The following is an 11056-nucleotide window of genomic DNA, read 5'->3' as shown; positions in this document are numbered from 1 at the left end:
TCAAAGGAGCAGAACAATGCACACGGACGAAACGAACAACATGACAACGCAGATCAAACCGCCACCGGGCGAGAAAGTGGTGATTGTCGCGGCGGCCTGCCGTTTGCCCGGCAGCGAGTCCTTGTCGGCCTATTGGCAGAACCTGATGGTCGGCCGGCGTTGTGTTGCACCGGTCACGCGTTGGGAGTCTCTGCGCGGGGCGGCAGTTCATGGTGGCCTGCTGGAACAGGTGGACGCGTTCGATGCGGGTTTTTTTCGTATCTCGCCCAACGAGGCGCGTTGCATGGACCCGCAACAACGACTGTTGATGGAGACCGTGCAACATCTTCTGGATGACGGCGGCGTACCGCTGCAAACCTTGCGTGACTTGCAGTGCGGCGTGTTTTGCACCGGCCTGCCCGGTGACTACAAGTTTTTGCTGGCACAGGAGCCTGAAGCGGCGTTCAGCAGCCACAGCTTTCTGGGTAATGCGGCTTCGTCGCTGGCGGGAAGGGTGTCGTATTTCTACGATTTTCATGGCCCTTCGGTGACGCTGGATACTGCCTGTTCATCGTCACTGACAGCCTTGCAGATCGCCGTGGCCCAGTTGCGTGCCGGTGAATGCGAGGCTGCTCTGGTAGCGGGGGTTTCGGTGTTCGCCACCCCGGAGGTGTTCGAGTTTGCCCAACGCTCGAACATGTTGTCGATGAGCGGGCATTGCGATGCCTTCGGTGATCAGGCCGACGGTTTCGTTCCCTCTGAAGGTGTCGCGGCAATCATGTTGATGAACGCCGACAAGGCTAGCGAACTGGGTCTGGAGGTGCTGGCAAGCATCGAGGCGATCAGCCTCAACCACGACGGCATGAGTAACGGCATGATGGCGCCTAACAGCCAGGCACAAGCGGCGCTGATCGCCGGTTGTTACCAACGTTACGGCATCGATGTGGGACGTATCGGCTACGTCGAGGCTCACGGGACCGGTACACAGTTGGGGGATTCGATAGAAGTGGCCGGGCTGGTCAACGGCTTCCGCGCTCAGCAGCAACCTTATGACGCTTACCTGGGCGCTTCGAAAAGCGTCGTTGGCCACACACTGGTGTGCTCCGGACTGGCCAGCGTGATCAAGACGCTGATGATCTTTCGTCACGAGACTATTCCGGGCCAGTCTCTGGCGGGGTCCCTCAACAGCGCTTTGCAGCTTGATCGGTTCAAAGTCAGTGAACAGGCAGTGCCCTGGCCGTCCGACAAGGACTATGCCTGTGTCAGTGCATTCGGATTTACCGGCAGTAATGCTCATCTGGTGCTCGGCAAGCCTGTGCCGCGCCCGATTGACTCGCAGCACAGTGCCGGCCCTTGGGCGTTTTTGTTCAGCGCGCAATCTTCCGCCAGCCTGCAAGCGCGTGTTCGTCAGATGCTCAGCGTTGTCGACGGTCTGGCCGACGATCAAATGGCCGCGCTCAGTGTGGCGCTTGGTAAAGGAAGCCAAGTCTATCGTCTGCGTCTGGCTGTCACGGCTTCGACGCGTGCATCTTTGACGATGCGACTGCAGCAATGGCTGGCGACACCGGTAGAGCCACTCGACGTCGGTCGCTACAGGGGCGAAGCCTTGGGCGACCCGGTGCTCGAGGAGCGTTTGCAGCGTTGGTTGGCGGGCCACGATCTGGCGCTGTACAGCAACGCGCAAGCGGCTCGTTACCCACGCATCGAGCTGCCCGGTTATCCGTTTGATCGAAAATCCTACTGGGTCGGGACCGAGCTGATAGCCGCGCAGGCAGCCGTTGCCAGGCCGGATTCGCCACGAGGCAATGTTTTGCAGGCGCTGAAAAGTGATCTGGCGCGTTTGCTCGGATTCGATGAGGCCGACATTGATACCAACCGCTCGCTGCGCGATTACGGTGTCGATTCGATTTCGTTGATTGAGTTGTTGGGTCGAATGGGTGCCGGTGCCAGCCGGATGCAGCCTCACGACGTCTTCGATTTTCCATCCATTGCCGCGCTTGCCGAGGCCGTTGAGAGATTGCAAACCGAATCGACTGTCGCGCTCGGCAGGGACGTCGACAGGCCGATGGGTCGCACGCCGATGACCTGGACACAAACTGGACAAGGGCGGGCGATTTTACTGCTGCCACCGCTGAACATGAGCGCGCAGGCCTGGATGCAGCAAGTCAACGTCCTGACGCGCCAGGGTTTCGCCCTGCACATCCCGTCCTATCCCGGTCATCAGGGCACCCCGCTGGATGAAGGCCGGTTCAGTCTGGAAGGGCTGGTGCTGGAGATCGAGGCTTACATCAATCAACAACTTGGCGGCCGTGCGGTGCCGGTAGTGGGCTGGTCGTTGGGAGGCTGTCTCGCCCTGGCGCTTGGTCAACGCGCCCCGGCAATCGTCGAGTCAATGATCCTGATCAGCACCGCTGCACGTTTTGGCGATGATATTTTCGGCAAGACTATCGAATTGAATGCTGAGCTCAAAGCCCATGCCGACTACCTGGACATCTTGCTCGAACCTCGGCAAAACATTGCCGAGCAAGTGGGGGCCGGCGCATCGATGAGTACGCTGAGTCACTATTATCAGATGCTCGGAGCACTCGATTTCAGCGCGCAACTGCCGAGCATTGATGTGCGGACGTTGATCGTTCACGGTCAGCAGGATGTCGTGATCGACCGAACGGATGTGGAATTGCTGCAGCGTTTGCCGGATGCCCGCCTGGAAGTATTTGCCGATCAGGGGCATTTCATTCCGCTGACCGCTGCGCGACGTTTCAATGAGCTTCTGTTCGACTTTGTACAGGCTCGGCAACATTGAATAGTCGGACCCCAACCCGGCAGGAACCGGGGCCGTGCGTTCTGGGCGGTTTCCTCAGCGAAATCGAAGCGCTGGACCTGGGCATGGCGGCAGTCACGGCGGTGTCGGGGCGGTTTGATCTGCAGCGTTTCAATCGCGGTTTGTACGCCTGCGCGGGTATTGATTGTCCGCCAGCCATTGCCCGGGCGGTCACTGGCCGTCAGGCCGAATACCTGGCCGGACGTTGGTTGAGCCAGCATCTGTGGGCCAGGCGCAATCTCGCGCCGGTGCAGGTGGGTTCGGGGCCGCATCGTCAGCCGATATGGCCGAGCGGCTGGATCGGCTCCATCAGCCACACATCGTCTATTGCGGTCAGCTGTCTGGCTAGGACTTGCGAGGTCGGGTTGCTCGGTCTGGACTCGGAGCCGTGGCTGGCACCTGAGGTCGCCGACAGAATCAGCGCAACGATCGTCGACCGTCAGGAAGCCCGTTACCTTGCGACGCAGGGGACTTTCGAGCAGATGTTGACCCTGGCTTTTTCAGCCAAGGAAAGCCTGTTCAAGGCCCTGTTTCCGCAGGTTGGCCGGTATTTTGATTTCGATGCGGCGCGCCTCGTCGAGATACATTGGCCCACCGGGCACCTGGTGTTGAGGGTGACACAAGAGCTGTCGGCGTCGATCCGGGCCGGTATGCTCTTTGAAGGCCATTTTCAAATAGGGGCCGATGCCGTGTTTACGGTCATCGCCCATCCGCCGGGTGTTGTTGCGCATCATCAGGGAGCGGCGCGTTGCCCCTCGGGTCGATTATTCAAGGAAGCGTCATGACTCAACGGTTACTGCAACTTGATCAAGTGTCGTTCAACCTGCCCGACGGGCGCGTGCTGTTCGATCACTTGAACCACACCTTCAGTTCCAGGGCCACGGGCATCGTGGGTGCCAATGGGTGTGGCAAGTCCTTGCTCGGCCGGCTCCTCACGGGTGAACAACAGCCCACCAGTGGCATCGTTCGCCGTGAAGGGCCGGTGTACGCGGTGGCGCAATTACTTGAACCCGAGCGCTTTCCCACCGTCGCCGCGCTGGCCGGGGTCGCGCCGGTTCTGGCGGCGCTGGGGCGCATTGCCCAAGGCAGCGTCGATGACGCCGACTACGCACTGGCGTTCGACCAATGGGATTGTGCCACTCGCCTTGAGGCAGAGTTGCAGCAGATCGGCCTCGGTCATTTGGGTGCCGACTCTCGCACCGACACGCTCAGCGGTGGCGAGCGGCAGCGGGTGGCACTGATGGGCGCGTGGTTATCAAGGGCCGACTGGCTGATTCTGGATGAGCCCAGCAACCACTTGGACATCGATCAGCAGCACAAGCTCGCGCAGCAGATCGAGCGCTGGCCCAACGGGTTGATCCTGATCAGCCACGACCGCAGTCTTCTGGATCACGTCGACGAAATTGTCGAGCTTTCGCCCTTGGGGCTGGCGGTGTATGGCGGCAACTACAGTCATTACTCAGCGACGCGCGAGCAAGAACAGCAGGCGTTTCAGTCGGCATTGCAAGGCGAGCGGGCACAGGCCCGGCGTGAGCAACGTGAGATGGTCGTGCAGATGGAGCGTCAACAACGACGCAATGCTCGCGGCGACCGTCAGGCGCGTGACGGCAACCAGACCAAAATCATTACCAATGCGCAAAAGGAGCGCAGCGAAAACAGTCAGGGCAAGTTACGCCTCACTCAGCAGTTGGCCCGCGAACAACAACAGCAACGTATCGCCGAGGCCCGGGCGCGCTGTGCCCCGGAGATCCAGCGCATGATGTTGTCACCGGAATGCTCGGTGCCCAGAGGCAAACTGATTGTGCAGTTGATCAATGTCGTTCTGCCTTTCGGCCACACGGAGCCTGTCAATCTGACGCTGACGGGACCGATGCGCATGGCGATTCTGGGCGCCAACGGCAGCGGTAAATCGACCCTGTTGCAGGTCATCGCCGGGAAACTTGCCGCGCGTGCGGGGGAGGTTGTGCGCAGTTGTCATGTCGGCTGGCTGGATCAACATGCCGGACTGCAGCATCCCGAACGTACGGCGGTGCAATGGCTTTACGAAAGTAATCCGCAGCTGCCCGAAGCCGAAGCGCGGACGCGGTTGGCGCAGATGGGGATTGATGCGGATCGGGCGAAGGTCAAAACCTGTCAGTTGAGCGGCGGCGAGCGTCTGAAAATTGCCCTGGCCGCAGAGTTGTATGCGCTACGGCCACCACAATTGCTGTTGCTGGATGAGCCTGACAACCATCTGGACTTGCCCAGCAAAATCGCCCTCGAACAGATGCTTGATCAATACACCGGCGCGTTGATTGTCGTTTCCCACGACAGTGCTTTTTTACAGGCGATACATCTGGATGCCGAATTCTATCTCGGCAGCGAACCGGCTTATTTGGGGTAAAGCGGCGGCAAGCCGCTGTCACCCACCGGATCCTGTACCCGTTCAGCGGTTGGAATTGCGCGGATTGCCCGCCAAAGATCCTCACCCTGCCAATGCTGCCCGGTCTCGCTGTACAGCGCGCCGTTCAAACCGTCGAGCGCATCCGACAGCGGCACAAAACGCGCCGCCATATCCGCCAGGGTCTCCGGCTGCTGACGGGCCCACGCGTCGAGGGCCTGGCGGGTGGCGTGGGGGTCGTTGGCCTGGCTGGCGCGTTTGATGTCGTCGAGCAGGGTGCGCGGGCTCGGGCCGGTTTGCGCGGCGCGCAGGATCGCCGGTTGCCAGCGGGCACGCCACCACAGGCCGAAGCCGAGCAGGGTGGTACAGGCCAGAATCAGTGTGCTGAGTTTCCACCACCACAGCGCTTCACTGTCGGCGCCGCTGAGTGGTTGTGCGCTGCCCGCCGGGGTGTCGACTTGCAGGCTCGGGTTGTTCACCACTTGCAGAGTGCGCGCCGGCAGGCTGGTGTGTTCCAGGTGATCTTCGAAGGTGTTCCACCACACCACGTCCACGGTCGGCAGTTCGATCGAACCACTGCGACTCGGCACCAGCGCTTCGCGTTCTTCACGGCTGCCGATCAGACCGCGTTCGCTGCTCTGGTTGTTGAGCACCGGTTGATCCGGGTAGCGACGCAAGCCATTGGCCTCGGTGGCGGGCAGGGCGGGCAGTTGTGAGCTGGCGAGGCCTTCGACCTTGAGCGTCAGGCTGCGAGTCAGGGAATCGCCGACCTGCGTGTGATCCGGCTCCGGGTTCCAGCTCTCGCTCAGGCTCAGGCTGCGGGCCGGCAGCCATGGCGCATCGCTCGGATAAGTGATCGGTTTGGGTTTGACGGTCAGCGGGATTTCCGAGGACGCGACGCGCAGCAACTTGCCGGTTTTCGGCCCTTGGGCGGTGGGATCTTTTGCCGGCTGGGTGTCGACCAATGTGGCGCTGAAGGTCTGCGGGGTGATGGTCAGCAAACCACTGTGCTGCGGATAGATCGCATAGCGCATCTCGATCACGCCATGCCGAACACCGTTGATGTCTTTTTCGTAGGTGCGCGTGTCGCCCAGTTGCTCGATGCGCGCGTCGGCGATCTGCAACGGGGTCACGCTGCTGTCGTCGTACAGCGAAACCGAATGGTAGATGCGCAGGGTCAGGACGGCCTGGGCCTGCACGTAGACGCTGGACTGGTCGAGGCTGGACTCGATGAACACCGGGTCGAGCGCATTCTTTTCTTCGTGAACGTCGCTTTCGACCACCTGCACGGTGATCGGCTGGCTCTCGGTTTCGCCGAGTTTCAACGGCGGAATTTCCACGCTGCCGTTCTGTTTCGGCAACAGCGTGATGATCCAGCGGGTGGTGGCGCGGTTCTCGTTGTTGAGGGTGTTCAACTGGTTGACCTGGCGCGTGCCACGCACCTCGAACAACGGTTCCAGCGGGGTCAGATCAGGTTTGCCGAACTGCGTGACATCGTTGGATTCGAGGGTGAGTTCGACCGTCTCGCCGGAGTTCAGGCGACTGCGATCCACACTGGCCGTCAGCCCGGCCGCCTGGGCGGTGGCCGTGCAGATCAGCAGGGGCAGCAAGAGAGCGGTGAAACGGGTCATCGAGTGTTTTCCTGATCCTGATGTTGTTGCTGTTCGTACCAGAATTTGCGTCGCAGCAGTTCGCCCGGGTCATCCGGGATTTTGCCCAGCCACTGTTCCAGTGCCTGGCGTTGCTCGCCTTCGACGTTGTCTTCGCTGGGGCGCAGCGTCGGGCTGGTGTTCTGTTCTTCGTCCGGCGCGCTGTTGGGCACTTCGTTGGGGCCTGGCTGCGGCGGGGTGGTCGGTGGTGGTTCGCTGGCCGACTCCGCGGGCTGGGCTTCGCTTGGCGCATCATTCTTGACCGCCGGTGGCGGTGCAGTGGCGGGCGGTGGTTCGTCGCCCGGCACGTTCTGCTGCGTCGGTTGCTTCTCGGGCTCGGTCGGCGGCGGCGTGTTTTTCTGCTTGAGCAGGTTTTCCACCAGCGCCTTGTTGGTCAGCGCCGGACGCAAATCCGGCTGCAACTCCAGAGCCTGTTCGTAGGCATCGATCGCCGCTTCCAGCTCACCGCTTTTCGCCAATGCGTTGCCACGATTGTAGTGGGCGCGGGCATCGCTGCCTTCGGCGAAACGCTGGGCGGCGCCACTGTAGTCGCCAGCCTCGTACAACGCCAGCCCTTGCCACTGATGATCTTCGAAGTGTTTCGCCGCTTCGGCAGGACGCTTCTGCTTGAGCAGGTGCAAACCCTGTTGATCGGGGCGCAGCCACAGGTCTTCGAAATCAAAAGCGTAGCTCGGCTGTGGCAGGCAAAACAGCAGCGGCAGGCAGAACAACCAGCCACGCCGCCCGGCACACGCGGCAAGCAGCAACAGCGGCAACAGCAGCCAGTAACCCTGATCGGCCCAGGTATCGAGGCGCAGGGTCTGGCCGTCGTTGCGCAGGCTACGCGGGCCATTGAGCAGTCCAAGGCTGCCCAGATCCGACTCATCCAGCCGTGCGCTGTGGTACTCGCCGCCCACCGAATTGAGGAAGGCGCCGAGACCTGGGCTATCAAGTTGCGGCACGCGGATCGCACCTTGTGCGTCCTTGAGGAAACTGCCGTCTTCCTGAGCAATCGGCGCGCCCTCGGCGGTGCCGATACCAAGCATCAGCAGTTGCGCCGATTGCCCGCTCAACGCATGGCGAATGCCTTGGCGTTCCTCATCGGACAGCGAAGAGCCGATCAGCAGGATGCGTCCCTGACCCAGTGAGCCTTGCTCCAGCAAGGCCAGCGCCTTGCTCACAGCAAGATCGGCGCGATGACCGCTCTCTGGCATCAGCGACGGCTTGAGGGCGTCGAGCAGATTGCGGCTGGTCGCCAGGTCATCCGACAGCGGCACCAATGTATGAGCGCTGCCCGCGTAAACCACAATGGCGGTCTGCGCATCGCTGCGCGCCTTCAACAGATCGAACAGCTTGCGCCGGGCTTGCTCCAGACGCGTCGGCGGCGAGTCGGTGGCGAGCATTTCCGGGGTCAGCTCCAGCACAACTACTAGCGGATCCGCCGGTTTCTGGCTGGTCTGTTCGACGCGCTCCCAGCTCGGCCCGAGCAGCGCCAGGATCGTCAGCAACCACGCAACGCCCAACGCAACCCACGGCAGTTTGCTGTCGCGACCGCTGCCGCCACTGAGCAATGCGGCATGGAACGCTGGCGGCAGAATCATCTGCCAGCGCCCGGCGCGTTTCTGCCGGTGCCAGAGCTGCCAGATCAACCAGCCGAGCAGCGGCAACAACAGTAACCACCAGGGACGGAACCAGTGCGGCCAGAGGGCGATCATCGGCGCCTCCGCAGACGCAAACGCTTGAGGCGCGCGCGCCAGTCAGGCAGGGGGCTTTGCAGATACAGCTCCTTGGTGAACAGCCGTTGCAACGGGTTGTCCGGCCACAATTCACGGGTAACCAGCAACATGCTCAACAGCAACGCCAATGCCAGTGGCCATTGATACAACGCCTGGGCCGGGCGTGCCTGGGTCGGTTGCTGGGCCACGGGTTCCAGTTGGTCGAGGGTGCCCTTGATCGCTTGCAGTTCCTTACCGTCGCGGGCGCGGAAGTAGCGGCCGCCGGTAGCGTCGGCAATCGCCTTGAGTGCCGGCTCGTCGAGATCGAGGGTCGGATTGCCGCCGAGCAGTGCCGTGGCGCCACTTTCTTCGGGGTCGGCACCGATGCCGATCGGATAGATCTTCACGCCTTCGTTGGCGGCCAGTCGTGCGGCGGTCAGCGGATCGATTTCGCCGCCGTTGTTGGCGCCGTCGGTGACCAGAATCAGCACGCGGCTCTGCGCCGGGCGCATGCGCAGACGTTTCAGTGCCAGACCGATGGCGTCGCCAATGGCGGTGTTCTTGCCGGCGATGCCGATCCGCGCTTCGTCGAGCCACACGCGCACGGTGCGCCGGTCAAACGTCAGCGGTGCTTGCAGGTAAGCCTGGCTGCCGAACAGGATCAAACCGACCCGGTCGCCGTCGCGGCTTTCCAGAAAGTCACCGAGCAAATGCTGAACCAGCGACAGGCGACTGACGTCCTCGTCATTCCATTGCATGTCGGGGAAGTCCATCGAGCCGGACACGTCCACCGCCACCAGCAGGTCACGACCGCTCGCAGCAATCGGCAACGGTTCGCCCAGCCATTGCGGGCGGGCGGCAGCGATCAGCAGAAACAGCCACAACAACATGAACGGCGCTTGCTGGCGCCAGGCGGGCAGATTGGCGCGGGCACGGCGGCGTGCGAGGCCTTCCAGGTCACCGAGGAAACTCACCTTCAACGCCGGCTCGCCGCTGTCCGCGACCGGCAGCACAAGGCGCATCAGCCACGGCAGTGGCAACAGCACAAAGATCCACGGCCAGGCGAACTCAAACATGCTTGCGGATCCAGGTGTCGACGGCTTGCGTCAGACCGGCGATGGCCTTGTCGTCGAGTTTGCACTCGGGTTTGTAGGCGCCCTCGACCAACACCATCCAGCGGGTCAGGCCGGCCGCGGGGCAGCGGTTGTCGAGAAACGCCAGCCATTTGCGCCCGTTGAGAGTGTGACTCTGGCTGTAGGGATAGTGGTTGCGGCACAGGCGTTTGAGCAGGCCGTTGAGTTGTTGCAGCCACGCGCCGGCTGGGGCGCCGTCGTAAGGTTTGACCATTTGCGCCAGCTCGGCGAGCGCGGCGATGCGCACCGGATCGAGCGGCAGTTCAGCGCGCACGATGGGTTTCTTCTTGATCGGAATGAAACGGCGCAGACGCCACAGCACGACGCCGATCAGCGGCAGCAACAGAAGCAGCAGCCACCAGCCCGGCGCCGGCGGCCAGAAGGCAATCGGTGGCGGGGAAATCAGCGGTTGCAGTTGTTCGAGGCCGTTCATCGAACTTTCCCCGGGCGCTGCGGGTTGAGGAACTCGCGCATCTGCTCGACCATTTCGCTTTGGGTGCTCAATGGCATCAGCAACACCCGCAGTTTCTGCGCGAGCAGTTCCCAGCGGGCGATGCGTGCTTCAGCCTGGGCGCGATAGGTCTGGCGCAGGTCGAAGTTGAGGGTGTCGAGTTCCAGTTGCGCGCCGCGTTCAGCGAATCTCAGCAGCCCGGCAGCGGGCAGGGCGTGATCCAGTGGATCGGACAGCGGCAGCATCAGCAGGTCGCAATGACGCGACAGCAGGCTCAATTGCTGCTCGGCACTGTCGGTCAGTGCGCGCTCGTCACAGATCACGATCACCAGACTGCCAGGGCGCAGCACTTCACGAGCCCGGCGCAACGCCACGCCAAACGCATCGCGATCCGGCTCCCGCTCGCTGTGCAGCGACTGATTGACCTTCACCAGCCGGTTGAGCAGTTGCAGCAGGCTCTGCTTGCTGCGGCGCGGCTTGATTTCGTAATGCTCGTTGTCGCCGAACACCAGCCCGCCGACCCGGTCGTTGTGACCCAGCGCGGCCCAGCCGATCAGCGCTGCAGCCTGCGCTGCGAGCACCGACTTGAACATCAGTCCGGAGCCAAAGAACAGCCGTGTGCTTTGCTCGACCATGATGAAAATCGGCCGCTCGCGCTCTTCATGGAACAGCTTGGTGTGCGGCTCCTGAGTCCGCGCGGTCACGCGCCAGTCGATGGTGCGCACGTCGTCGCCGGCCTGATAGACCCGCACCTGATCGAAGTCCACGCCACGGCCACGAAATTTCGAGTGGTGCAGGCCGATCAGCGGGCTGCGCTGGCTCGGCGTGGAAAACAGCTGCACTTCGCGCACGCGGTGACGCATCTCGATCAGCTCGGCGAGGCTGACGCGAATACCCGGTTCGGACGGCAGAGAGGCGTTCATCGGGG

At 62.4% G+C, this 11056-nt stretch carries 8 protein-coding genes; 3 read left to right on the top strand and 5 right to left on the bottom strand.

Annotated elements, in window-relative coordinates; translation table 11 throughout:
- Positions 1-16: 16 nt before the first annotated feature.
- The 3 genes from AC1RME_RS07995 to AC1RME_RS07985 all read left to right on the top strand — a co-directional run bounded on the left by AC1RME_RS07995 (position 17) and on the right by AC1RME_RS07985 (position 5183).
- Positions 17-2782 (top strand): alpha/beta fold hydrolase, encoded by a 2766-nt coding sequence (locus tag AC1RME_RS07995; RefSeq protein ID WP_096820040.1) that lies wholly within the window; start codon positions 17-19, stop codon positions 2780-2782.
- Positions 2783-2865: 83 nt separating this feature from the next.
- The gene (locus AC1RME_RS07990) at positions 2866-3585 is read left to right on the top strand and encodes a 4'-phosphopantetheinyl transferase family protein (RefSeq protein WP_493090943.1); all 720 of its coding nucleotides are present in this window, start codon (positions 2866-2868) and stop codon (positions 3583-3585) included.
- On the top strand, positions 3582-5183 hold the full coding sequence (locus AC1RME_RS07985; RefSeq protein ID WP_096820038.1) for an ABC-F family ATP-binding cassette domain-containing protein: 1602 nt from the start codon (positions 3582-3584) through the stop codon (positions 5181-5183). Before AC1RME_RS07990 ends, AC1RME_RS07985 begins: the two co-directional genes overlap by 4 nt.
- Here the strand turns inward: AC1RME_RS07985 and AC1RME_RS07980 are convergent.
- From AC1RME_RS07980 to AC1RME_RS07960, 5 genes are read right to left on the bottom strand one after another with little or no spacing between them, the layout of a single operon-like run.
- Positions 5171-6811 carry a BatD family protein gene (locus tag AC1RME_RS07980; RefSeq protein ID WP_096820037.1) on the bottom strand — a complete coding sequence of 547 codons (1641 nt, stop codon included), beginning with the start codon at positions 6809-6811 and terminating at the stop codon, positions 5171-5173. The genes AC1RME_RS07985 and AC1RME_RS07980 overlap by 13 nt on opposite strands.
- Positions 6808-8544, bottom strand: a complete 1737-nt coding sequence (locus AC1RME_RS07975) for a tetratricopeptide repeat protein (RefSeq protein ID WP_096820036.1) — start codon at positions 8542-8544, stop codon at positions 6808-6810. The genes AC1RME_RS07980 and AC1RME_RS07975 overlap by 4 nt, the downstream gene beginning before the upstream one ends.
- Entirely contained in the window at positions 8541-9620 is a 1080-nt protein-coding gene (locus tag AC1RME_RS07970) for a vWA domain-containing protein (protein ID WP_096820035.1), read from the bottom strand. The genes AC1RME_RS07975 and AC1RME_RS07970 overlap by 4 nt, the downstream gene beginning before the upstream one ends.
- The gene (locus AC1RME_RS07965) at positions 9613-10110 is read right to left on the bottom strand and encodes a DUF4381 domain-containing protein (protein WP_096820034.1); all 498 of its coding nucleotides are present in this window, start codon (positions 10108-10110) and stop codon (positions 9613-9615) included. The genes AC1RME_RS07970 and AC1RME_RS07965 overlap by 8 nt, the downstream gene beginning before the upstream one ends.
- The gene (locus tag AC1RME_RS07960; RefSeq protein WP_096820033.1) at positions 10107-11051 is read right to left on the bottom strand and encodes a DUF58 domain-containing protein; all 945 of its coding nucleotides are present in this window, start codon (positions 11049-11051) and stop codon (positions 10107-10109) included. The genes AC1RME_RS07965 and AC1RME_RS07960 overlap by 4 nt, the downstream gene beginning before the upstream one ends.
- Positions 11052-11056 lie beyond the last annotated feature (5 nt).

It is taken from the genome of Pseudomonas sp. GW822-FHT03F08 (assembly GCF_058801265.1).
Note: the sequence above shows the minus strand (reverse complement) of the source record. Positions and strands in the feature narration are given on the sequence as shown.